Source organism: Pseudaestuariivita rosea, assembly GCF_017592335.1.
Classification (GTDB): Bacteria; Pseudomonadota; Alphaproteobacteria; order Rhodobacterales; family Rhodobacteraceae; genus Parasulfitobacter; species Parasulfitobacter rosea.
The window spans coordinates 199481-222405 of the sequence record NZ_JACNMP010000002.1 but is presented as its reverse complement, the minus strand read 5'-3'; the positions used below and the strand labels follow the sequence as shown (position 1 = coordinate 222405).

The following is a 22925-nucleotide window of genomic DNA, read 5'->3' as shown; positions in this document are numbered from 1 at the left end:
GAAGTCGCCGCAAATCCCGCGAAAAATGTGTAAATTGCACATCTGAATTACGCGGTTTTGCGGAAAATGTGCAAATTGCACATTCAAAAACATCACCGAAGGGCGGGTTAACTTTCATGACGTTGCGTTATGCCTTTGGGCCTTGGCACGATGTTACGACCCAAGTGCCCGTAATACTTGGGGCCAGTGCATTTTTCCTAAATTATAACAGTCGCTTACGCCCCCGGCAAATCATCAGCGTTCTGAATGACTGACCCCAGCAATCCGTAACGCAATGCCTCATCCGTATTCAGCCAGAAATCCCGGGCCGTGTCCTGTGCTATACGGTCGGGGGTCTGTCCTGTCGCCTCTGAAAACAGATGATTGAAACGGTCGCACATCTTGCGAATTTGCTCGGCCTGTATCTGAATGTCACTCACCTGACCGCCGACACCACCGCTGGGCTGGTGCAGCAGAAACCGGGTATTTGGCAGGCAAAACCGGTACTTACGCTCGGCTCCGATGAAGATCAGCGCACCGGCGCTGGCCACCCATCCGCTGCCGATCGTGCGCACCGTTGGGCGGATGAACTTGATGATGTCATGGACCATATCGCCCGACTCAACGTGACCGCCGGGCGAGCTGATGAACAGATTGATCGGCGCATCGCTGTCTTCGGCCAAGGCCAAAAGATGTGTCACCGCTTTTTGCGCAACCTGATCCGTAATCTCACCCGTGATGATGACATTTCGCGATCTGAAAAACAGTGTGTCGACCCGCCCGCCACCGTCGCGTTGTTCTTTATGATTTGTATCGTCAAGAAGTGTTGTACGCATGCCAGCCCCATCCATGATTTGTCACAAAGTCACAACCAAGGACATCACTTGCATCCAGACATGTCAACCAAGGCGCGCAATGGTCAGTATGGCCCGCAGCCCGGTTGATCCACGTGCAAAGGTCAGGGTGCCACCGTGCTGGCGGGCGATCGTCGACACAATTGTCAGCCCCAACCCCACACCTTGCAAATGGCCGGTATTCGGCCCGCGCTCAAACGGTGCGATCAGGCGCTGCATGTCATCATCGCCCAATCCTGTGCCCTCATCTTCGATCACGATCCGCGCAACATCCGAGGTTGCCTCGACCGTCACCAGCGCTTTTCGTCCGTATTTCAAGGCGTTATCGATCAGATTTGCTATCGCGCGCTGCAACCCGACGGGTCGTGCCGTAACAACGATGCGTTGCGCTTCATTCACGTTTGTACCCTTGGTCGGGCGGCTTTCAAACACTGTTGCATCCCGCACGACGGCAAGGCCTGTGGCGGGTATGAATGTCACCGGTTTGCCCACATCGCGATAGTCATCCACGATCGATTCAAGCAAAGACGTCAGCGACAGTCTGCGCGGGGCCTCAGCGCTGATTTCCGATTGGGTATAGGTCAGCACGCTTTCAATCATCTGCGTCATCTGATCGATATCCTCGTTCAGCTTGCCGCGCAGCGTGTCGTCTGTGATCAGCGCGGACCTTAGCTTTAGACGTGTTGCGGGCGTGCCCAGATCATGGCTGACACCGGACAGGATCATCGCGCGTTCTGCAAGAATATCGCGTTCGATCCCCAGATAGTGGTTCACGGCGTCAATGGTTTCACGCAGTTCCACGGGCCCCCTGGATTGGTATTCATCCGGGCCGCCCTGATGGCGCCGTTCCCGCAAAGCATGTGCGAAATCGCGAAAAAAGGACGAGGTTTCAAGAACTGTTGAAAGTATAAGAGCCATCACAATGAACAACCCGATGGCCGATGGCAGCCGCAGGTCTGCAGGCGCGGCAGAACATCCCCAGACCCCGTCGCCATCAATGCGGACCCATTGCGCCGTACCATACCGCGCGAACAGCACCGGGTCCGAACAATAACTGGCCAGCAGTCGTGTGACGCCCCCCAGGGTGGCCGCCGGACCCGGGCTGCCATCGGCGCTGATGTCGGCGACGGGGTACTGCAGATCGGGTGAAACAACGGCGATGGACAGGCGCGCACCGCTGAATTCATCCGGGAACTGACCGAGAACCGACACCTGTGTGACAAACGACGGTGGCGACATGGCGGCCAGCGCATTGAAACGACCCTGATCTGCAAGCGCCGATTGGTCGACGGATAGCTCGGTCAGTGTGACCCCGGGGGGGGTAGGCGCATTTTCGGCCAGTGTGTCATACAGCAACAGACCCGACAGAAAAGCCGCATCCAGATGGGTCGACCAGCGATATTGCGACAACGTCCACCCCCAGGTTGCCACGACGCCGGCGATCATCGCGCAGACAACCCAAATAACGCCCCGCGTCCTAAGGGTTCCCATCCTAGGTTCGACTTTCTGTCACATCGACAGCAAAGACATAGCCTACGCCGCGTTCGGTCTTCAGCATTTGTGGCGCTTTTGGGTTGGTTTCGATCTTGCTGCGCAGACGCCCCACAAGCATGTCAATCGCGCGCCCCGAGGCCTCGGGGCCTTGTTCACCATCCTGCGTGATATCCATCGCCGCTGCGATTTCGTCACGGGTCAGGGGGATGCGCGGGCTGGCCAGCAGGACCTTTAACAGCCGTGTCTCGCGCTGCGATAGGGCCACCTGAACCCCGTCAGGCGACAGAACCTCATCCTTGCGGCCATCATAGCTCCAGCCTGCGAAATCGTATCGGGATGTACTGCGCCGGTAATTGAGTGAGGGTGATCGACGCACGCGGCGCAAGACGGCCTGAATGCGGGCCAGCAGCAGGGCAGGGTTGAACGGTTTGGCGATGTAATCATCCGCGCCGACCTCATATCCCGCCATGCGCTGATGGTCGGCAGACAGAGCGGAAACCAGAATGATTGGCACATCCTGATCCTGGCGCAGGCCCTTGCAGATTTCAATACCGCTTTCCTGTCCCAGCATCACATCCAGCAAGATCAGATCAATACGCCCGGCGTGCAGGTGATCCAGGATCTCGGCCTCGGACGCGGCAGGCAGCACAATAAACCCGTTGTTTCGCAGGTATTGCGCCATCATGTCACGCATGTCTTCGTCGTCATCTACCACCAGCAGGCGCGGAATTGACATGGGCCAAAATGTCCTTTGTGCTTATGAAAGTTAACAACGTGTAACAAAGCACCGTAAAATCGTTATGCGCCCGGTGCAAATCCGTTTTTTCCCTGTTGCATAGCGGGGTCACGTTTCGGAATACTTGGTCCACAATTGCTGAGACAACCAGCAAGTATGGGAGGATACAGATGATCAAGAAATCCGTTCTGGCGGTTACGACCGCTTTGTCATTGACGGCGACCAATGCCGTTTTCGCCACCCCCGAGGTCGAGGTGCTGCACTGGTGGACATCCGGGGGCGAGGCGAAGTCCGTCGGCGTTCTGAAGGATGAATTTGCCAGCCGTGGCGGTGAATGGACCGATATGCCAGTTGCGGGTGGTGGTGGTGACGCGGCAATGACCGCGCTGCGCGCCCGCGTTCTTTCAGGCAACGCACCAACGGCTGTTCAGTTGAAAGGCCCCGCCATTCAGGAATGGTATGAAGAGGGCGTCTTGTCCGATATCTCGGCCGTGGCGGAAAAGGAAAACTGGGACGATCTGCTGCCCGAGTCCATCGCGTCACACATGAAGTGCGAAGGCACATGGTGTGCGGCCCCGGTAAATGTTCACCGTGTTGACTGGATCTGGGCCAATGCTGCTGTTCTGGCCGAACATGATATCGAAATGCCGACGACATGGGCCGAATTCAACCTCGCCGCTGAAAAGCTGCAAGCCGCCGGTGTGACGCCGCTGGCGCACGGCGGTCAGGCCTGGCAAGACGCGACGGTTTTTGAAACGGTCGTCCTGGGTCTTGGCGGTCCGGAATTCTTCCAGCAGGCGCTTGTCGATCTGGACGAAGCCGCACTGACGTCCGACACAATGGTGCAGGTCTTTGACCAGATGCGCATCATGCGCGGCTTTGTGGATGACAACTTCCCCGGTCGTGACTGGAACCTGGCAACGGCGATGGTCATCAACGGTGAAGCGGGCTTCCAGATCATGGGCGACTGGGCCAAGGGTGAATTCCTGGCTGCTGGCAAAACGCCCGGCACGGACTTTCTGTGCGCGTCGACGCCTGGTGACGGTTTCCTCTATAACGTCGACAGTTTTGCCATGTTTGACGTCCGCGGGTCCGACAAGGAAGAGGGTCAGATGTTGTTGGCCGAGCTGATCATGGGCCAGAACTTCCAAAAGGTCTTCAACCTGAACAAAGGCTCGATCCCTGCGCGGACCGATGTTGCCCTGGATGACTTCGACAGCTGTGCCTTGACGTCTTCGAACGAAATGGCGGCCAGCGCCGAGGGCGGATCGCTGTTGCCCAGCTATGCCCACGGCATGGCGCTGCGGGGTGCGCAATCGGGTGCGATCACAGATGTCGTCACCGCGCATTTCAATTCAGACATGTCGTCCCAGGACGCGGTCCAGATGCTGGCAACGGCTGTTAAAAACAGCATGTAAGCCAACCAAGGGCCTGCCCTCATTTCAGCGGGGCAGGCCATTCCCATTGCGGAGACGACCCATGACCGTTTGGTTAGAACGCCATTTGCCGAAAATGGTATTAGCCCCGTCCTTCATCGCGATCCTGATCTTTGTCTACGGCTTTATTGCCTGGACGGCCTGGGTTTCGCTGACACGTTCGCGCCTTTTGCCGCGCTACGATATCGAAGGCCTGATCCAGTACGAACGCCTCTTTGCTGCCCCGCGTTGGGACACGGCGATGAACAATCTTTTTATCTTTGGGACGTTGTTCATCCTGATTTCAATGGCCCTGGGGCTACTGCTGGCCATTCTGCTGGATCAGAAAATCAGAACCGAAGGCGCTATTCGCACGATCTATCTTTACCCGATGGCGCTGTCGATGATCGTCACGGGAACGGCGTGGAAGTGGATGCTGAACCCCGGTCTGGGGGTCGAGGCGATGGTGCGCCGGTGGGGTTTCGAAGACTTCACCTTTGACTGGTTGGTCAACCCCGATATGGCCATCTATACCGTCGTGATTGCCGGTGTCTGGCAGTCGTCGGGCTTTGTGATGGCGCTGTTTCTGGCCGGATTGCGGTCGGTCGACGAAGAAATCATCAAGGCCGCGCAAGTGGACGGTATCCCGACCTTCCGTATCTATACGGCGATCATCATTCCGTCTATGGCGCCGATCTTTCTGTCAGCGTTTATCGTTCTGTCGCATCTGGCGATCAAAAGTTTTGACCTTGTGATTGCGCTGACCGGGGGCGGGCCGGGCAATGCCACCGACCTGCCTGCGACGTATATGTACGCCATGGCCTTTTCGCGGGGTGACATCGGACAGGCCGCATCCTCGGCCATGGTCATGATGGCTGTCGTCTTTGCGATTGTGGTGCCTTATCTTTACTCAGAACTGCGGGCGAAAAATGACTGATATCCCGTTCCAACCCCGCCGAAGCAACACCAGCCGCCTTTTTCTGCGTGTGCTGCTATATGTGCTGATCGCCCTTTTTGCGCTGTACTATCTGATGCCGCTTTTCGTGATGCTGACCACATCGCTGAAAAGCCTTGAGGAAATCCGCACCGGATCGCTGATCGCACTGCCGCGCGACATCACGTTTGAACCCTGGCAAAAAGCATGGTCTGGCGCCTGCAGCGGTGTCACCTGCGAAGGTTTGCGTCCCTATTTCTGGAATTCGGTCCTTTTGGCGGTGCCTGCGGTACTGATTTCGACCCTTCTGGGGGCCATCAACGGCTATGTGATCGCGCAATGGCGGTTCAAGGGCGCAAACCTGATCTTTTCGGCGATGCTGTTTGGCTGCTTTATCCCGTTTCAGGTGGTTTTGCTGCCCATGGCGCGCGTTTTGGGTATCATGGATATTGCAGGTACGATCAGCGGTCTGATCTTTGTGCATGTGGTCTATGGCATTGGCTTCACAACGCTGTTCTTCCGCAATTACTATGTGACCATCCCGCAGGAACTGGTCAAAGCGGCCAAGGTTGACGGGGCCGGGTTCTTTCGCATTTTCTGGGCGATCTTCCTGCCACTATCGCTGCCCATCATCGTCGTCACAGTCATCTGGCAATTCACGCAAATCTGGAACGACTTCCTGTTCGGAGTGTCGTTCAGTCAGGCCGGTACACAGCCTATTACGGTCGCCCTGAACAATATCGTCAACTCAACCACTGGCGTCAAAGAATACAACGTCGACATGGCTGCGGCCATCATCGCGGCGCTGCCGACCTTGCTGGTCTATGTCGTCGCCGGAAAATACTTTATTCGCGGACTGACCGCGGGATCGGTGAAAGGGTAATCACATGGCCCCCATTCTGGAAATCAAAAACCTGTACAAAAGCTACGGATCGCTTGAGATTTTGAAGGATATCAATATCTCGATCGACAAAGGCGACTTTCTGGTCCTTGTTGGCCCGTCCGGTTGCGGAAAATCGACACTGCTGAACTGCATCGCTGGGCTTGAGGATATATCGGGCGGGTCGATCCTGATCGATGGGCATGACATGACACATGTGTCCCCCAAGGATCGCAATATCGCCATGGTGTTTCAGTCCTATGCGCTTTATCCGACCATGTCGGTTGCCAAAAATATCACCTTTGGCATGAAGGTCCGCGGCGTCGATCAGGCCACGCAAAAACGCAAGCTGGACGAAGTCGCCAAGCAGCTGCAGATCGAACAGCTTCTGAACCGTCGTCCGGGGCAATTGTCAGGCGGTCAGCGTCAACGCGTGGCGATGGGTCGTGCGCTGGTGCGCGACCCCAAGCTGTTCCTGTTTGATGAACCGCTGTCGAACCTTGATGCGAAGCTGCGCGTTGAAATGCGCAGTGAAATCAAGAAGCTGCATCATAACCTTGGCGCGTCGATGGTCTATGTCACCCATGACCAGATCGAGGCGATGACCCTGGCCACCAAGATCGTCGTGATGAAATCGGGCGTCCTGCAACAGGTCGGATCACCGGCTGAAATCTATAACCGCCCCGCCAATCTGTTTGTGGCCGATTTCATGGGATCGCCCGCGATGAACCTGATCCCCGCCAAGGTGACCTGTGATGCCTCATCCAGCCGGATCGAGATCGCGCGCCCCGATGCCGACCCGCTGGTTCTGGTCGATCAGTCGAATGGCGATTTGCCCGAGGACGTGATCATCGGACTGCGCCCCGAGGATATTGTCGAGGCAGGCTATCGGTCCGGTCAGAACGTTCAGACGGCCACCTGCCATGTCGATATGGTCGAACCCGCTGGCGCTGATACGTTCGTCGTGTCCCATCTGGGTGGAAAAGAGGTTACCGCCCGTCTGCATGCAGAAACACAGGCCACGCCGGGACAGGATTTGAATTTTGCATTCGACCTGGCCAAGGTGTCTTACTTTGAGCCTGATACAGGGCGTCGTTTGAACTAGCTTACGTCAGACCAAAATCGTTGGGTTTGTTGGCGCGACAACGACGTTCGTGCCCCAATCATCACAGCGGTTTGCCAGGTCGGCCGGCAGGGCCCGGTCAGTGAAAAACGTGTCAATCTCGGCCAATGACGCGATGCGGGCCGGGGCGCTGCGGGTGAATTTGGAATGATCTGCAACCAGAAACGTCTTTCGCGATTGCCGGATAATCGCCTGACTGACGCCGACCTCTTGTATATCAAAATCCAAAAGATCGCCTTCGCCGTCCAGGGCGGAACAGCCGATCACTGCGATATCAAATTTGAACTGACGGATTGTCTCAGATGCCAGGTTGCCGACCAGACCGTCATCACTGCGGCGCAAATGCCCGCCGGTGACGATGATTTCGCAGTGCGGGTTGGCAACAAGAATATTGGCCACTTTCATGTTGTTGGTCACGACCAGCAGATTACGGTGATGCAGTAGCTGACGTGCGACAGCCTCGGTGCTGGTTCCGATGTTCAGAAACAGCGATATGTCGTTCGGCAGATGGTCGGCACAGGCGGCGGCTATGGCGGCTTTTTCATCGACATTCAGGCCACGGCGTTCCTCATAACCGATATTCATTGTCCCCGACGGCAGCACCGCGCCGCCATGAACCCGTTCCAGCCTGCCGCTGTCGGATAATTCACCCAGATCGCGGCGGATGGTTTGCAACGTGACGCCAAAATGCTCGGCCAGGCCCTCAACCGTAACCTTACCTTCGCGGCGGGCTATTTCCAGAATCTCGGGGTGTCGGAAGGTTTGTGACATGGATTGCTCTGTGTTTTCGATTTTGTTCGTATTGTACGATCTAATGTCCTTTAGGCCGGATTTTCAATCAATCTTTAAAATACCGGTGTTCGCTATTTTCGAACTTGCGCGCTTTTCAAATCTGACCTAACGTAAGAACCTGTTTCAAGAGTGCCATTTTGAAAAACCGAACTGAAACGAAAGCTGATCTGTCGCTTGGGGGGATGTGTGGACCAACCGTCTGAAACAGACATTGTGGATCTTTTCATCATCGGCGGTGGCATCAATGGGTGCGGCATTGCCCGTGATGCCGCAGGGCGCGGATTGTCGGTCAGACTGGCCGAGATGAAGGATTTGGCCTGGGCCACGTCATCGTCGTCCACCAAGCTGTTTCATGGTGGTTTGCGGTATCTTGAGTACTTCGAATTTCGTCTGGTGCGCGAGGCCTTGATTGAACGTGAGGTTCTGTTGCGCGCCATGCCCCACATCAGTTGGCCGATGCGGTTTGTGTTGCCGTATCACAAGGATATGCGCTTTGAATCGGCCACGCCAACCTCAAAGCTGTTGACGATCTTCATGCCGTGGATGAAAGGGCGCCGCCCCGCTTGGCTGATCCGATTGGGTCTGTTTCTTTACGATAACCTTGGCGGGCGAAAGATATTGCCCGGTACAACGACCCTGTCTTTGAAAGGTCAGCCAGAGGGCGCACCGCTGCAGGATCGGTTTGAAAAGGCTTTCGAGTATTCGGATTGCTGGGTCGAGGATTCCCGTCTGGTCGTCCTGAACGCCCGCGATGCCGAGGCGCGCGGCGCCCAGATCATGACGCGCACCAGCGTTCTGTCGGCAGCCCGTGAGGGTGACCTTTGGACCATTACGACCCAGAACACAGAAACAGGCGAAACGGAAACGCACCGTGCCCGGATGATCGTGAATGCCGGTGGGCCTTGGGTGGGCGATATCATTCAGACGAAAATCCGCGTCAATTCAACCGAAGGCGTTCGTCTTGTCCGCGGATCGCACATCGTTACGCGTAAGTTGTTTGACCACGGAAAATGCTATTTCTTTCAGGGCACAGACGGACGCATCATCTTCGCCATTCCCTATGAAACGGATTTTACACTGATCGGCACGACGGATGCCGAACATGACGATCCATCCAGCCCCGCCGAATGCACGGATGAGGAACGCGATTATCTGCTGGACTTCGCCAATCAGTATTTCAAACAACAGCTTGGCGCGGATGATGTTGTCTGGACCTATTCGGGCGTCAGACCGCTGTATGACGACGGGGCCTCAAGCGCCACAGCCGCGACACGGGACTACACGCTGAAGGTCGACGACAGTGGAGGTGCGCCGATTTTGAACGTATTTGGCGGCAAGATCACCACCTATCGGCGTCTGGCCGAAAGTGCCTTGGAAAAGATATCAAAACATCTGCCACATGCGAAAGGCCCATGGACTGCGGGCGCCCCTTTGCCCGGCGGTGATTTCCCGGTGGATGGCTTTGATACCTTGGTGTCTGACTTGAAACGGACCCATCCGTTCTTGACCGATGTCTGGGCGCGCCGTTTGATCCGGGCCTACGGAACCGAGGCGCGCCATGTTCTGGGCGATGCGAAAGGGGCCAGTGATCTGGGTCAGGATTTCGGGGGCACCTTGACGGCGCGCGAGGTCAGGTGGCTGATAGACAAAGAATACGCCCGCACGGCCGAAGATGTGGTTTGGCGGCGCAATAAATTGGGCTTACGGCTAAGCGAGGAGGAGATCGCGACGCTGCAGGCCTGGATAAAAGACCGACGACAGCGGGGAACACAAACCGCCGCTGAATAGATCGGGGGAGGATTAGACGCATGACGCTTGAGCTTCGGGGCGTTACAAAGGTCGTGGAGGGGCAGACCCATATCCACACCACAGATCTGACGTTGGACGGCGGAACAATGAATGTTCTGTTGGGGCCAACATTGTCGGGCAAAACGTCTTTGATGCGCCTGATGGCGGGCCTGGATGCGCCGGTGACGGGGCGGATATTCTGGCAGGGCCGCGACGTGACCGGCATGCGCGTGCAGGACCGGAAGGTTGCAATGGTCTATCAGCAGTTCATAAATTACCCGACGATGTCTGTTTATGACAATGTCGCCTCGCCCCTGCGGCTGATGGGGAAGAGTCGGAAAGAGATCGACCAGCGCGTCCGCGAAACGGCCGACCTGATGCAACTGACACCGATGCTAAGCCGCAAACCGCTTGAGTTGTCAGGCGGTCAGCAACAACGCTGTGCCTTGGCCCGTGCTTTGGTCAAGGATGCCGGCCTTGTGCTACTGGACGAACCATTGGCGAACCTTGATTATAAACTGCGCGAGGAACTGCGCGTTGAAATCCCCAAGATATTCGAAGGCTCGGGTGCGATTTTCGTCTACGCCACGACCGAACCGGAAGAGGCGCTGCTGCTGGGCGGAAACACCGCCACATTGTGGGAAGGGCGGATAACTCAGTTCGGGGCTACCCCTCAGGTTTATCGTAAGCCCGTCGACGCCACAACGGCACGCGTGTTCTCGGACCCGCCTATGAATTTTCTTCAGGTATCGAAGACGGGGCATAAGCTGATGTTCGGCGATGGCCAGAATGCGCCCGCAAATGGCGCTTTGGCTGATCTGCCTGATGGTCGATATATGGCTGGTTTTCGACCAAATCATCTTGAAATCGGCCGCCATACAGGTGACGCGATGGAGTTCACCGCGACGCTGAACGTCACGGAACTGACCGGGTCAGAAACCTTTGTGCATCTGGATCATCACGGCGACCGTTGGGTGGGGCTGATCCACGGGGTGCACAATCTGGAACTGGGGAAGGGTCTGAAAGTCTATCTGGCCCCGTCCCATGTTTATATCTTCGGCGAAGATGGCCAATTGGTTGCCGCGGCGGCCTATGCCATGGCTGCGTAGGGGGCGGATGAATGGCAAAGATAACCCTTGATAATCTGGCACATTCTTATCTGCCGGATCCTAAGACGCCCGACGATTATGCGCTGAAAGAGTTGAACCACGACTGGGACGATGGGGCGGCTTATGCGCTGCTTGGCGCGTCGGGCTGTGGCAAATCCACACTGTTGAACATCATCTCGGGGCTTTTGCAGCCATCGCGCGGGCGTATCCTGTTCAATGATCAGGACGTCACCCATGCCCCGACCGCCGACCGCAACATTGCGCAGGTTTTTCAATTTCCCGTCGTTTACGACACGATGACCGTTTATGAAAATCTGGCCTTCCCCCTGCGCAACCGGGGGCGCCCAGAGCAGTACATAACGCAACGGGTTCAGGATATTGCCCAGATGATCGGGATGGAAGAGATGCTTTTTCGCAAGGCGCGCGGTCTGACGGCGGATGCCAAGCAGAAAATCAGTCTGGGGCGCGGGATGGTGCGTCAGGACGTCAACGCGCTGCTGTTTGATGAACCGCTGACAGTGATCGATCCGCATATGAAATGGGAACTGCGCACGCAGTTGAAAAAGCTGCACAACGAATTCGGCCACACCATGATCTACGTCACCCATGATCAGACCGAGGCTTTGACCTTCGCCGATAAGGTCGTCGTCATGCACGATGGGCGGGTGGTGCAGATCGGAACACCGGAAGAACTATTTGAGACGCCCGAGCATACTTTTGTGGGCTATTTCATCGGCTCACCCGGTATGAATGTGATCCCCGCAAAGATTGATGGGGCGCATGCCTATGTGAATGGAACCCAGGTGGCCCTGTCCGGGCATTACAGCACGCTGGACGGAAAAGTCGAAATCGGCGTCCGACCGGAATATGCCCGGTTGACGGATGAAGGGGGCCTGCCGGTGAACATCCGCCGGATCGAGGATGTGGGGCGTCACAAGATCATCCGTGCCGATTGCTTTGGCCATGCGATCAACATCATCGCGAATGAGGGCGAAGAGATTGGCACCGATATGACCCGCGTTGCCTTCGATGCCCCGCATGTGAACGTCTATGTCGACGACTGGCGCATCCCCCCGCAAGACCCGCTTGGAAAGGCCGCGTGATGCAAGAAAAGACCGTCAACCACAAAGCCTGGTTTCTGGTTCTGCCAGTTCTCGTGCTGGTGGCTTTTTCAGCCGTTATCCCACTAATGACCGTGGTGAATTACTCGATCCAGGATACCTTCGGGAACAATCAATTTTTCTGGGTGGGTCTGGAATGGTTTGAGGAAATGCTGGCGTCGGATCGAATGTGGAATGCATTGGGTCGGCAGTTGCTGTTTTCCGGTATCATTCTGGCCATTGAAATTCCGCTTGGCATCTTTATCGCCTTGAACATGCCCAAACGCGGGTTCTGGGCATCGTTCTGCCTTGTGCTGATGTCGTTGCCGTTGCTCATCCCGTGGAATGTCGTGGGCACGATCTGGCAGATTTTTGGGCGCGTCGACATCGGTCTATTAGGTTATACGCTTAAGGCGATCGGTGTCGATTATAACTACACAAATGACGCGCTGGACGCCTGGATCACCGTGATTGTGATGGATGTCTGGCACTGGACGTCGCTTGTGGCGCTGCTGGCCTATGCTGGTCTGCAATCCATCCCCGACGCCTATTATCAAGCCGCGAAAATCGATCAGGCCAGCCGTTGGAGCGTCTTTCGCTATATCGAACTGCCCAAGATGGCGGGTGTTTTGATGATCGCGATCCTTTTGCGGTTCATGGACAGTTTCATGATCTATACCGAACCGTTCGTTGTCACAGGCGGGGGCCCTGGCAACGCCACGACCTTCCTGTCAATCGATCTGGTCAAAATGGCAACCGGGCAGTTTGATCTGGGACCGGCGGCGGCGTTTTCGCTGATGTATTTCCTGGTGATCCTGTTGATTTCATGGGTGTTCTATACCGTCATGACCAATCTTGACCGGCGGGAGGGATAAGAGATGACAGACGCAACCACCACGCTTGCCCCCGCCGCAGATCGCGCGCGGCCCCGCATTCGGGTCAAGGGTTCGGCCATTGTCATGACGCTTTATCTGATCTTCATGCTACTGCCGATCTATTGGCTGATCAACATGAGCCTGAAGACCAATGCCGAAATCCTGGGCGCCTTTTCCCTTTGGCCACGCAATCTGACGTTTCAGAACTATGTCACCATCCTGACCGATCCAAGCTGGTACATGGGGTATGTCAATTCGCTGATCTATGTGGTGATGAATACGGTCATCTCGGTCACGGTGGCGCTGCCAGCGGCCTATGCCTTTAGCCGGTATCGGTTTATGGGCGACAAGCATCTGTTCTTCTGGCTGCTGACCAACCGGATGGCGCCACCCGCTGTGTTTGCGCTGCCGTTCTTTCAGCTTTATTCCTCGGTCGGTCTGTTCGACACCCACATCGCCGTCGCGCTGGCGCATTGTCTGTTCAACGTGCCGCTGGCCGTGTGGATACTGGAAGGTTTCATGCGCGGCGTCCCGAAAGAGATTGACGAAACCGCCTATATCGACGGCTATTCCTTCCCGCATTTCTTTGTGAAGATCTTCATGCCCCTGATCGCCAGCGGCATCGGGGTCGCGGCGTTTTTCTGTTTCATGTTTTCGTGGGTGGAGCTGCTGTTGTCACGAACGCTGACCAGTGTGGATGCCAAACCCATCGCATCAACCATGACCCGCACGGTGTCGGCCAGCGGCCTGGACTGGGGCGTTCTGGCCGCCGCAGGCGTGCTGACCATCGTGCCGGGGGCCTTGGTGATCTATTTCGTCCGCAACTACATTGCTAAAGGCTTTGCCTTGGGGAGGGTGTGATGGGAGATGCTTTCAATCTTGCGTGGATAATCCCGCTCGTTTCTTCTGTTATTGGAGGAAGTATCGCCATTGGGGGTCAATTTGCAGTCATCCATTTTAAAGACGCTCCAAAGCGAAAGCTTGATAATAAACGGAAAGAGATACTTCGATTCATGCTCAACCCCGAGCATATGCCAAAAGGTACGGACTGGAGGGATATAAATACTCTACAGAGAATTGTCGGAGCGTCTGAAGAAGAAACAAAGCGCCTTCTAATTGAGATTGGCGCAAGAGGAAGCACGCTAAAGAGCGACGTTTGGGCTTTGATTGAACACAAACCGTTCCCAAAAACCGCAGGAGGAGACTAATGGACTGGATGGCATGGACCTGGCCTACAGCAGTGTTCTTTGTGATCATCGCCTCGCTTCTGATCACCTTCACGATCCTGGCGATCAAGTTTCCCGAAACGCCTCGGGTCGGGGTTCTGGGGATCGAGACGACGCGCGGCGATCGGCTGTTTATCACTCTGCTTGGCTCGGCCTTTATCAACCTGGCCTGGCTGGGGCTGACCGACATAACCCAATGGGCAGCACTTGGCATTTGCCTGGCCTATGCGGCTGCCGTTTTCCGTTGGGTCTGACGCATGAATAAGATGGTTCAATAAAATGGGAGGAAACTATGAACCGATACCTTAAAACAACAACGGCGGCACTGCTGATATGTGCAGGGCCAGCCTTTGCCGACATGGACGCGGCACGCGCGTTTCTGGATGAACAGATCGGTGATCTGTCCGTTCTGTCCCGCGCGGATCAAGAGGCCGAGATGCAGTGGTTCATCAATGCCGCGCAACCGTTTCAGGGCATGGAAATCAACGTGGTGTCTGAAACCATCACGACCCACGAATTCGAATCCAAAGTGTTGGCGCCCGCGTTTACCGCGATCACCGGCATTCAGGTCACACACGATCTGATCGGCGAAGGGGACGTGGTCGAAAAACTGCAAACCCAGATGCAGTCGGGCGAAAACATCTATGACGCCTATATCAACGACAGTGACCTGATCGGCACCCACTGGCGCTATCAGCAGGTGCGCAACCTGACCGACTGGATGGCGGGTGAGGGCGCAGATGTCACGCTGCCGACACTGGATATCGACGACTTTATTGGTACCCAGTTCACAACCGGCCCCGATGGCAAGCTATATCAGCTGCCGACTCAGCAATTCGCGAACCTTTACTGGTTCCGCTATGACTGGTTCACCGATGAAAAGAACATGGCCGATTTCCAGGCAGCTTATGGCTATGAACTGGGTGTGCCTGATAACTGGTCCGCTTATGAGGATATCGCCGAATTCTTCACCGGTCGTGACCTAAGCCACATGGGCGTCAGCGGCCCGGTCTATGGCCACATGGACTATGGCAAGAAAGACCCAAGTCTGGGCTGGCGCTTTACCGATGCCTGGATGTCGATGGCTGGTATGGGCGACAAAGGCGAACCCAACGGTCTGCCGGTCGATGAATGGGGCATCCGCGTGAATGAAAACTCACAGCCTGTCGGATCATGTGTCGCGCGGGGCGGGGCCACCAATTCACCCGCGGCGGTCTATGCGATCGAGAAATATGTCGATTGGCTGACACAATACGCCCCCCCCACGGCACAGGGCATGACGTTTTCCGAGGCTGGCCCGATCCCCGCACAAGGTAACGTGGCACAGCAGATGTTCTGGTACACCGCCTTTACCGCCGATATGGTGGGCGAAGGGGCTGCGGCCGTGCTGAACGATGATGGTACGCCACGTTGGCGTATGGCCCCCAGCCCCCATGGTGCCTATTGGGAAGAGGGCATGAAGGTCGGTTATCAGGACGCCGGGTCCTGGACACTGATGCAGTCAACGCCCGTCGACCGCGCTAAAGCTGCCTGGCTTTATGCACAATTCGTCAGCTCGAAGACGGTGGATCTGAAGAAATCCCACACCGGTCTGACCTTTGTGCGTGAATCGACGATCCAGCACGACAGCTTCACCGAACGTGCACCGAAACTGGGTGGGCTGGTCGAATTCTACCGCTCACCCGCGCGCGTGCGATGGTCCCCCACCGGGACAAACGTGCCTGACTATCCGAAGCTGGCGCAGCTTTGGTGGCAGAACATCGGTGATGCGTCTTCGGGTGCCAAGTCTGCTCAAGAGGCCTTGGATAGCCTTTGCGCACAGCAGGAACGTGTTCTGCAACGTCTTGAACGCGCCGGTGTCCAGGGCGACCTCGGCCCACGGTTGAACGAAGAGCGGGATGCCGAATACTGGCTTAGTCAGCCCGGCGCGCCAAAAGCGCAGCTTGAGAACGAAGATCCTCAGCCAGTCACCGTCAACTATGACGAACTGATCGAATCCTGGAATAACTAATCAAGAAACGGCGGGGCTGTATCGGCCCCGTCACACCCGCCGCCAACCCTTCCGCAGCCCAGGGCGCGGCCAGATAGACCGTGGGTTGCAAAATCACATAAGGCAGGCCGCTTTGAGAAACACGGTCCTGCATCGCATGCAGTTCGGCAAAAAACGGATGTGCCGTCGCCGGGCCAGGGGTGCCACCGATGTTCAGCACAATGCGGCCAATTCCGCCGTCTGTGGCGATCGACACCCATTCGTCAACAAATGCCGTCATCATTCGTCAACAAATGCCGTCATCGCGCCCGCCCGATGATCCTGCGGGACCGTCAGATCGACGACTTCGTCAGATACTACAGCAACCACAAATACCACGAGAGCTTGGGCAACCTGACGCCCGCTGACCTCTACTTTGGGCGCGCAGAGCAAATCCGGAAAAAGAGAGAGGAGATCAAACGAAAAACCATGAATAAACGGCGCTTGCGCCACAAAACTGAAAACGCATAAACTCAATTAAGGACGAGCAAGAGCCTCCAATCAAAAAACGCTCAGCTGTCCTAAATTATCTGACGAAGGACACAAATAACATCCCTTGATCACGCGTCCAAAGCTGCCGTTCAAATTGCGGTCACGGACGCTCGTTTTGTCCCACGGACTGTGACTTCGGACTGGGGCAGATATGCTGGAAGTCTGGACATGGCGCTCGATTGTTGGCTGGTGCATATAGCGGCAATAATCAAAGATCTGAGACCCCTAGCGTATGGGCTGGTCGATGTGTTTTTTAGATTTAGTGCCGCTGAATACGCGTCGGCTGTTCGTATTGGCGACTATATATTCTTGGTCATGAACAGGCTGGCGGGGTGTTCTTTGTATTCGCCGAAGGGGCCGCAGTGGTGATAGCCAAGATCACTGTACAACTTTACGGCAGCAGAGAGTTTGTCGCCGGTTTCCAGTTTGACCGCAGACAGGCCCGATTGTCTGGCGACCTGTTCCAGATGGGCTATCAGGGCCCGTGCGACGCCCTGGCCGCGCCCCTTTGGGTCGACGTAAAGGCGCTTGATTTCGGCGTAGTCGTCATATGCGCAAAGGGCGACGCAGCCTAACGGAACGCCGTCTGTCCGGGCCACGAAAAACGAAATCCCGGGTCGTGCCAGTTCGTCAGCGGTGAAGGTAAAGCACTCATCTTCGGTATAGACCGCGCGCAGGGCGGCTTCGCTGCCTACGATCAGGTCTGCGGCATCGTCTGTCAGGGGCGATTCGATAGCAATGGTCACGGTCATACCCCCGGATAAACCCAATCATTTTGTCCTTCAAGCGCGGCAAAACGCAATATCTTGTGGATAACTCGGGCAAACAGGCCACATGCTGCGCAGGCCCGTTGACAGTGACGCCCGCCATAAGGTCCACTTTGTTCAAAGGCAGAATCAGAGCAGGACACATCATTGCGGTTTTCGCGGCTACGCTTGAATGGCTTTAAAAGCTTTGTTGACCCGACCGATCTGGTGATCGCGGACGGGCTGACGGGTGTTGTGGGCCCCAATGGCTGCGGCAAGTCAAACCTGCTGGAAGCGCTGCGGTGGGTCATGGGTGAAAACCGACCCACAGCGATGCGCGGCGGCGGGATGGAGGATGTGATCTTTGCCGGTGCGGCCACGCGACCTGCCCGCAACTTTGCCGAGGTCAGTCTGATCATCGACAATGGCGAACGTCTGGCGCCGCCGGGGTTCAACGACAACGACACGCTGGAAATCGTTCGCCGCATCACCCGCGACGTGGGCAGCGCCTATAAGGCCAATACCAAGGACGTACGCGCACGCGATGTGCAGATGCTGTTTGCCGATGCCTCGACCGGGGCGCATTCGCCGGCGCTTGTGCGCCAGGGTCAGATCAGTGAGCTGATCAACTCGAAACCGAAAGCGCGCCGCAGGATTCTGGAAGAGGCGGCCGGGATTTCGGGTCTGTATCAGCGGCGGCACGAGGCCGAGCTGAAGCTGAAGGGCGCCGAGACCAACCTGGCCCGCGTGGATGATGTGATCGAACAGCTTGCCAATCAGCTGGCGCAACTGGCCAGGCAGGCGCGGCAGGCGGCGCGGTATCGTGACATCGGGGGGCAATTGCGTCGGGCCGAAGGGCTGCTGTTGTATCGCCGCTGGAAAGAGGCGGATGAAGCCTGTGCGATGGCCATGGCGGAACTGACGGATCGCACAAAGGCCGCCGCACAAGCCGAAGGGGCCGCTCGTCAGGCGGCCAAGCTGCGCGCGGAACGGGACACGGGCTTGCCCCCGCTACGCGAGGAAGAAGCGATTGCAGCTGCCGTGCTGCAGCGGCTTCAGGTGCAGCGGGATACATTGAACGATCAGGAAGCGCGCGCCCTTCAGACGATCGAGACACTGCAGTCACGGATCGACCAGTTGGCCCACGATATGGAGCGGGAAGCGGGTCTGAACCACGATGCGGGCGAAACCATTTCGCGGCTGGAATGGGAGGCGCAAGAAATCGAAAAGGCCTCGACCGGCCATGACGAAAAACTGGAGGCCGCCGCACAAGAGGCCCGTGATGGTGCGGCGATCTTGCAAGAGCGTGAGGCGGCGCTGACCCAGATGACCGAGGATGTCGCACGGCTGGCGGCCCGGCATCAATCGGCGCACCGGCTGCTGGACGACAGCCGCAAGACGCTTGAGAAAAATGAGGCCGAGGCCACCAAGGCCTGTGATGCCGTAACGGCCGCTGAAGAAGCGCTTGCGAAGGCGTCGACGGATTATGACGCGGCAGCCGGGGCCGAGGGGGCTGCGCAGCAGGCCGTTGCCGACGCCGATGAAGCGCTGGTCAAGGCCGAAGCCGAGCGCGCCGAGGTTCAGACACAAGAGACCGCTGCACGGGCCACCAAGTCTGAAGCAGATGGTGAAGTGAATGCCCTGCGCGCTGAAGTGTCGGCACTGTCGAAACTGGTGGCGCGCGAAGCTTCGGATGCAGGGCAACTGCTGGATGCACTTTCGGTCACACCGGGCTATGAAAAGGCGCTTGGTGCGGCGTTGGCCGATGACCTGAAGGCCCCCGCCGTCGGGGCAGATGCGCCGTCGGGCTGGGCGCAATTACCCGCCTATCCGGCCCCCCAGTCCTTGCCAAATGGGGCCGCTGCCCTGTCGGATCATGTAACCGCACCGGATGTGTTGTCGCGTCGGTTGGGCCAGATCGGTCTGGTCGATGCGGCGGATGGTTCGCGCCTGCAGGCGGACCTGCAACCGGGCCAGCGTCTGGTCAGTATGGATGGCGATCTTTGGCGGTGGGACGGATTTCGCGCCGCGGCCGAAGACGCGCCTTCGGCCGCGGCGCTGCGGTTGCAGCAGTTGAACCGCCTGGACGAGTTGAAACAGCAAATGGCTGAGGCCGAAGCAAAGGCTGACGAGGCGCGGCAGGCGCACGAGGCGTTAACGCAGAAACTGAAGGCCCTGACTGACGCCGATCAGGCCGCCCGTCAGGCCCGCCGCGATGCCGACCGGCAACTGGCCGATGCCAACCGCGCCCTGTCCCGCGCCGAGGCGGATAAAAGCATCGCGTCCGGCAAACTGGAAAGCCTTGGGCTGGCTGTCAAGCGTTACGAGGACGAGGCGACAGCGGCGCGTCAGCGGCTGGTTGAGGCCGAACGCGGTGTGGCTGATCTGGAGGATCTGGACGCCGCCCGCCATGCGGTGGAAGACATCAAGATGACGGTTGAGGCCGCGCGGATGACGATGATGGCCAAACGATCCGCCCATGATGAGCTGCGCCGCGAGGGCGATGCGCGGCTGAAACGGCGGCAGGAGATCATCAAGGAAATCAGCGGCTGGAAGCACCGGCTTGAGACGGCTGAAAAGCGGTCGAAAGAACTGTCAGAGCGCAAGGCTCAGTCCGAGCAAGAGCTGAAAGAGGCCACCGCCGCCCCCGATGAGATCGCCGCCAAACGCGCTGAACTGGCCGATGCGATTGATCAGGCCGAAACGCGCCGTCGGGCGGCCGCCGATAAACTGGCCGAGGCCGAGACAGCCCTGCGCGAGGCCGAGCAGGGCGAACGGGACGCCGAACGCGCAGCGTCCGAAGCCCGCGAGGCCCGTGCGCGTGCCGAAGCGCGTGCAGATGCCGCCAAGGAAACCGTGACCTATGCGGCCGAACGCATTGCCGAGGAACAAGAAACGACGCCGGATCAACTGCTTGAAACGCTTGATGCCGATCCTGACAAGATGCCCGCAGCCGAGACGATTGAGGCCGACGTCAACCGCCTGAAACGTCAGCGCGATGCCCTGGGTGCCGTAAACCTGCGGGCCGAGGAAGACGCGAAAGAGGTGCAGGAAGAACACGACATGCTGGTCGGGGAAAAGGCTGATCTGGAAGAGGCGATCAAAACCCTGCGCGCCGGCATTGCCAGCCTGAACCGCGAGGGACGCGAACGGCTGCTGACCGCGTTTGAGCAGGTGAACACGAATTTCGGACTGCTATTCACGCATCTTTTTGGCGGTGGCGAGGCAAAGCTGGTCCTGGTCGAAAGCGACGATCCGCTGGAGGCCGGGCTTGAAATCATGTGTCAACCGCCGGGCAAGAAGCTGTCGACGCTTAGCCTGCTGTCGGGCGGTGAACAGACGCTAACGGCTCTGGCGCTGATCTTTGCGGTGTTCCTGGCCAACCCGGCCCCGATCTGTGTGCTGGACGAGGTCGACGCGCCCCTGGATGACGCCAATGTCACCCGCTTCTGCGACCTGCTGGATGAAATGACCCGCCGGACCAACACCCGTTTTCTGATCATCACACACCACGCGGTGACAATGTCCCGCATGGATCGCCTGTTCGGCGTGACCATGGGCGAACAGGGTGTCAGTCAGCTGGTCAGCGTCGATCTGAAAAAAGCTGAAACGCTGGTGGCTTAAAGCATCCGCCAAACGGACGCTTACAAAAGATCATCTTCGGCATCGGTGGCCGAGATGCCCAGAGCCTCAAGACCGCTTTCCAGATTGTCCGCCAGATGGGGCACGCCGATCAGATAGTCGGCGGTGGGTGTTGTTGCCTCTTCCAGTGCGACGCGTTTGGCGTCCTCCAGATCTTCGGGGGCAAAGGCTTCGCGCCCGATCCACATGACGGCCACCAGACTGGCGGCTTCGTCTTCGTTCAGACCTTCGATAAAACCACGAAATTCCGGTTCGGCCCTGTCCAGTTCGCGGGCGTACAGAATGACCTGAGCGATTTTATCCGTGCTGATTTCCAACATGCGCTTTCTCCCTTTGCGAAAGACAGTTTGCACACGGATGGAAACCCAGACTTTGATTTAAAGCAAGTGGGTCCGCTATTTGAACAGACGAAAATATATCCAGTCGGGCAAAAACTGGCTAAGGCGGAAGAACCAGGAAAAGACCGTCGGGAAGTTTCTTTTGAACCTGTCCGAGTTCATGTGTTCGAAAAACAGCTTGGCGGCTTCGTCCGGTTCCATGATGAAGGGCATCTTGAAGTCGTTTTTGTCGGTCAGGCGGGTTTTGATAAAGCCTGGATTGACAAGCTGGACCTCGATATCGGTTTTCTTCAGGTCGATCTTCATCGACTCGGCCAGATACATGATCCCGGCTTTCGATGCACCATACCCGATGGCGCCGGGCAATCCGCGAAAGCCCGACAAACTGCCGGTCAGAACGATGTGACCGTGGTTGTGTTCAATCATCTTTGGCAGAACTGCACCCACCGCGCGGACGGTGCCGGTGAAATTCACATCAACCATCGATTCGATTTTTTCCGCGTCCCATTCGGTGGCTTTCATGGGCCAGTAGACCCCTGCCAGGAACACCATGCCATCGATCTGGCCGACCTCATCTGCAGCTTTCTGAACGGCCTCCAGGTCTGAAACATCAAGGGGCACATAGGACGCTTTTCCGGGAAGTTCGGCCACCAGGTCCTGCAACCGTTCCTCATCCCGCGCTGATACGATCACTTCGGTGCCAACGCGACTAAGGGCATGCGCCAATGCTCTGCCCAACCCTTCGCTTGCGCCGATCAACCAATAGCGCTTACCTTGCCATTCCCTCACATCGTCCCCCTTGCCACCGTTCAGGCGGCGTCTTTTGGCCTCATGGTTGCGACCAGTTCGGCCACTTTAATCCCGTATTTGCGAAACTGGCTGCGGTTGATGATTGAGCCATTTTCAACCACATACATCCAGTCCACCGTATCCAGTACATGCCCGCCGCTGTCTTCGGGCAATCTAATCTTATAGTTCAGCTTTAACGCCGGACCCATCTGCACGCCGGTGCCAACGCCGACCAGGTCATCGGCTTCGGCTTTGACGGACCCGTCGTTGCCAAGCTGAAGGCGCCATTCGCGATTTTGCGTGTTGCCTGTGTCATAACGAAAATGTTCGGTCATGGTTCCGACGTTTCCGTTCCAGCTGGCCTCAAAGTCCGCAACGAAACGTGACGAAACACGGCCCGTTGGGCCATAGATGACGCCTTCGCATATGATGGGACCGTTCAGGTGCTTGCGGATGTCAAGCTGGGGGCCTTTGTCTTTGTAGTCTTCTGGTTTTTGGGCGCGGAAGGTCATAAATCTGGTGAACAGAAAAACCCCAATCAGTGCAATAGCAGCGCCAAGCAGTTTATAGAGAAGCACGTCCAT

23 protein-coding genes are annotated in these 22925 nt (G+C 57.2%); 13 read left to right on the top strand and 10 right to left on the bottom strand.

All coding sequences use genetic code 11. From position 1 onward, the window contains the following. Positions 1-215: 215 nt before the first annotated feature. The 3 genes from H7848_RS02660 to H7848_RS02650 all read right to left on the bottom strand — a co-directional run bounded on the left by H7848_RS02660 (position 216) and on the right by H7848_RS02650 (position 3063). Positions 216-815, bottom strand: coding sequence for an ATP-dependent Clp protease proteolytic subunit (locus H7848_RS02660; protein WP_208347722.1), 600 nt, complete (start codon positions 813-815; stop codon positions 216-218). A gap of 63 nt (positions 816-878) precedes the next feature. Beyond that, a complete protein-coding gene (locus H7848_RS02655) occupies positions 879-2279 on the bottom strand; it encodes a sensor histidine kinase (protein ID WP_237072538.1) in 1401 nt (466 codons plus the stop codon). A 46-nt stretch (positions 2280-2325) separates the two neighbouring features. After that, positions 2326-3063, bottom strand: a complete 738-nt coding sequence (locus H7848_RS02650) for a response regulator transcription factor (protein ID WP_208347720.1) — start codon at positions 3061-3063, stop codon at positions 2326-2328. Between the two features lie 170 nt (positions 3064-3233). Here H7848_RS02650 and H7848_RS02645 point away from each other — a divergent pair, with 170 nt between their 5' ends. From H7848_RS02645 to H7848_RS02630, 4 genes are all read left to right on the top strand, one after another. After that, a complete protein-coding gene (locus H7848_RS02645; RefSeq protein WP_208347719.1) occupies positions 3234-4481 on the top strand; it encodes an ABC transporter substrate-binding protein in 1248 nt (415 codons plus the stop codon). 61 nt (positions 4482-4542) lie between these two features. Beyond that, a complete protein-coding gene (locus tag H7848_RS02640; protein ID WP_208347717.1) occupies positions 4543-5415 on the top strand; it encodes a carbohydrate ABC transporter permease in 873 nt (290 codons plus the stop codon). Beyond that, entirely contained in the window at positions 5408-6295 is an 888-nt protein-coding gene (locus H7848_RS02635) for a carbohydrate ABC transporter permease (protein WP_208347715.1), read from the top strand. Before H7848_RS02640 ends, H7848_RS02635 begins: the two co-directional genes overlap by 8 nt. Positions 6296-6299: 4 nt before the next feature. Continuing rightward, complete coding sequence (locus tag H7848_RS02630) at positions 6300-7397, top strand: ABC transporter ATP-binding protein (RefSeq protein ID WP_208347713.1); 1098 nt, start codon at positions 6300-6302, stop codon at positions 7395-7397. A gap of 6 nt (positions 7398-7403) precedes the next feature. On the opposite strand, the gene H7848_RS02625 is transcribed toward H7848_RS02630, so the two are convergent. After that, positions 7404-8186: a DeoR/GlpR family DNA-binding transcription regulator gene (locus tag H7848_RS02625; RefSeq protein ID WP_208347711.1), complete on the bottom strand. Its 783-nt coding sequence runs from the start codon at positions 8184-8186 to the stop codon at positions 7404-7406. Positions 8187-8393: 207 nt separating this feature from the next. Here H7848_RS02625 and glpD point away from each other — a divergent pair, with 207 nt between their 5' ends. From glpD to H7848_RS02585, 8 genes are read left to right on the top strand one after another with little or no spacing between them, the layout of a single operon-like run. Beyond that, positions 8394-9995 carry a glycerol-3-phosphate dehydrogenase gene (glpD, locus tag H7848_RS02620; RefSeq protein ID WP_208347709.1) on the top strand — a complete coding sequence of 534 codons (1602 nt, stop codon included), beginning with the start codon at positions 8394-8396 and terminating at the stop codon, positions 9993-9995. 20 nt (positions 9996-10015) lie between these two features. Beyond that, a complete protein-coding gene (locus H7848_RS02615; RefSeq protein ID WP_208347708.1) occupies positions 10016-11104 on the top strand; it encodes an ABC transporter ATP-binding protein in 1089 nt (362 codons plus the stop codon). A gap of 11 nt (positions 11105-11115) precedes the next feature. Further along, positions 11116-12207 carry an ABC transporter ATP-binding protein gene (locus tag H7848_RS02610; RefSeq protein ID WP_208347707.1) on the top strand — a complete coding sequence of 364 codons (1092 nt, stop codon included), beginning with the start codon at positions 11116-11118 and terminating at the stop codon, positions 12205-12207. After that, complete coding sequence (locus tag H7848_RS02605; protein ID WP_208347706.1) at positions 12207-13079, top strand: carbohydrate ABC transporter permease; 873 nt, start codon at positions 12207-12209, stop codon at positions 13077-13079. Before H7848_RS02610 ends, H7848_RS02605 begins: the two co-directional genes overlap by 1 nt. Before the next feature lie 3 nt (positions 13080-13082). Beyond that, complete coding sequence (locus tag H7848_RS02600; protein ID WP_208347705.1) at positions 13083-13940, top strand: carbohydrate ABC transporter permease; 858 nt, start codon at positions 13083-13085, stop codon at positions 13938-13940. Beyond that, positions 13940-14287, top strand: coding sequence for a hypothetical protein (locus H7848_RS02595; protein WP_208347704.1), 348 nt, complete (start codon positions 13940-13942; stop codon positions 14285-14287). Before H7848_RS02600 ends, H7848_RS02595 begins: the two co-directional genes overlap by 1 nt. Beyond that, positions 14287-14559 carry a DUF2160 domain-containing protein gene (locus tag H7848_RS02590; RefSeq protein ID WP_208347702.1) on the top strand — a complete coding sequence of 91 codons (273 nt, stop codon included), beginning with the start codon at positions 14287-14289 and terminating at the stop codon, positions 14557-14559. Before H7848_RS02595 ends, H7848_RS02590 begins: the two co-directional genes overlap by 1 nt. 38 nt (positions 14560-14597) lie before the next feature. Beyond that, positions 14598-16316, top strand: coding sequence for an ABC transporter substrate-binding protein (locus H7848_RS02585; protein WP_208347700.1), 1719 nt, complete (start codon positions 14598-14600; stop codon positions 16314-16316). Here the strand turns inward: H7848_RS02585 and H7848_RS02580 are convergent. The 3 genes from H7848_RS02580 to H7848_RS02570 form a co-directional block, all read right to left on the bottom strand. Then, complete coding sequence (locus H7848_RS02580; RefSeq protein WP_208347699.1) at positions 16279-16575, bottom strand: SDR family oxidoreductase; 297 nt, start codon at positions 16573-16575, stop codon at positions 16279-16281. The genes H7848_RS02585 and H7848_RS02580 overlap by 38 nt on opposite strands. Beyond that, positions 16575-16811, bottom strand: a complete 237-nt coding sequence (locus H7848_RS02575; RefSeq protein WP_208347698.1) for a hypothetical protein — start codon at positions 16809-16811, stop codon at positions 16575-16577. Before H7848_RS02575 ends, H7848_RS02580 begins: the two co-directional genes overlap by 1 nt. A gap of 314 nt (positions 16812-17125) precedes the next feature. Further along, positions 17126-17596: a GNAT family N-acetyltransferase gene (locus tag H7848_RS02570; protein WP_208347697.1), complete on the bottom strand. Its 471-nt coding sequence runs from the start codon at positions 17594-17596 to the stop codon at positions 17126-17128. A gap of 144 nt (positions 17597-17740) precedes the next feature. On the opposite strand from H7848_RS02570, the gene smc reads away from it, so the two are divergent. Further along, the gene (gene smc, locus H7848_RS02565; RefSeq protein ID WP_208347696.1) at positions 17741-21196 is read left to right on the top strand and encodes a chromosome segregation protein SMC; all 3456 of its coding nucleotides are present in this window, start codon (positions 17741-17743) and stop codon (positions 21194-21196) included. A gap of 20 nt (positions 21197-21216) precedes the next feature. On the opposite strand, the gene H7848_RS02560 is transcribed toward smc, so the two are convergent. From H7848_RS02560 to H7848_RS02550, 3 genes are all read right to left on the bottom strand, one after another. Beyond that, a complete protein-coding gene (locus H7848_RS02560) occupies positions 21217-21534 on the bottom strand; it encodes a DUF3775 domain-containing protein (RefSeq protein WP_208347695.1) in 318 nt (105 codons plus the stop codon). 75 nt (positions 21535-21609) lie between these two features. Beyond that, a complete protein-coding gene (locus tag H7848_RS02555) occupies positions 21610-22341 on the bottom strand; it encodes an SDR family NAD(P)-dependent oxidoreductase (protein ID WP_208347694.1) in 732 nt (243 codons plus the stop codon). Between the two features lie 20 nt (positions 22342-22361). Continuing rightward, positions 22362-22925 carry a DUF3833 domain-containing protein gene (locus H7848_RS02550; protein WP_208347693.1) on the bottom strand — a complete coding sequence of 188 codons (564 nt, stop codon included), beginning with the start codon at positions 22923-22925 and terminating at the stop codon, positions 22362-22364.

Bases quoted from the DNA above. Each gene is read 5' to 3' on its own strand.
- H7848_RS02660 (WP_208347722.1), bottom strand. From the start codon at position 815: ATGCGTACAACACTTCTTGACGATACAAATCATAAAGAACAACGCGAC.
- H7848_RS02655 (WP_237072538.1), bottom strand. From the start codon at position 2,279: ATGATCGCCGGCGTCGTGGCAACCTGGGGGTGGACGTTGTCGCAATAT.
- H7848_RS02650 (WP_208347720.1), bottom strand. From the start codon at position 3,063: ATGTCAATTCCGCGCCTGCTGGTGGTAGATGACGACGAAGACATGCGT.
- H7848_RS02645 (WP_208347719.1), top strand. From the start codon at position 3,234: ATGATCAAGAAATCCGTTCTGGCGGTTACGACCGCTTTGTCATTGACG.
- H7848_RS02640 (WP_208347717.1), top strand. From the start codon at position 4,543: ATGACCGTTTGGTTAGAACGCCATTTGCCGAAAATGGTATTAGCCCCG.
- H7848_RS02635 (WP_208347715.1), top strand. From the start codon at position 5,408: ATGACTGATATCCCGTTCCAACCCCGCCGAAGCAACACCAGCCGCCTT.
- H7848_RS02630 (WP_208347713.1), top strand. From the start codon at position 6,300: ATGGCCCCCATTCTGGAAATCAAAAACCTGTACAAAAGCTACGGATCG.
- H7848_RS02625 (WP_208347711.1), bottom strand. From the start codon at position 8,186: ATGTCACAAACCTTCCGACACCCCGAGATTCTGGAAATAGCCCGCCGC.
- H7848_RS02615 (WP_208347708.1), top strand. From the start codon at position 10,016: ATGACGCTTGAGCTTCGGGGCGTTACAAAGGTCGTGGAGGGGCAGACC.
- H7848_RS02610 (WP_208347707.1), top strand. From the start codon at position 11,116: ATGGCAAAGATAACCCTTGATAATCTGGCACATTCTTATCTGCCGGAT.
- H7848_RS02605 (WP_208347706.1), top strand. From the start codon at position 12,207: ATGCAAGAAAAGACCGTCAACCACAAAGCCTGGTTTCTGGTTCTGCCA.
- H7848_RS02600 (WP_208347705.1), top strand. From the start codon at position 13,083: ATGACAGACGCAACCACCACGCTTGCCCCCGCCGCAGATCGCGCGCGG.
- H7848_RS02595 (WP_208347704.1), top strand. From the start codon at position 13,940: ATGGGAGATGCTTTCAATCTTGCGTGGATAATCCCGCTCGTTTCTTCT.
- H7848_RS02590 (WP_208347702.1), top strand. From the start codon at position 14,287: ATGGACTGGATGGCATGGACCTGGCCTACAGCAGTGTTCTTTGTGATC.
- H7848_RS02585 (WP_208347700.1), top strand. From the start codon at position 14,598: ATGAACCGATACCTTAAAACAACAACGGCGGCACTGCTGATATGTGCA.
- H7848_RS02580 (WP_208347699.1), bottom strand. From the start codon at position 16,575: ATGACGGCATTTGTTGACGAATGGGTGTCGATCGCCACAGACGGCGGA.
- H7848_RS02560 (WP_208347695.1), bottom strand. From the start codon at position 21,534: ATGTTGGAAATCAGCACGGATAAAATCGCTCAGGTCATTCTGTACGCC.
- H7848_RS02550 (WP_208347693.1), bottom strand. From the start codon at position 22,925: ATGGACGTGCTTCTCTATAAACTGCTTGGCGCTGCTATTGCACTGATT.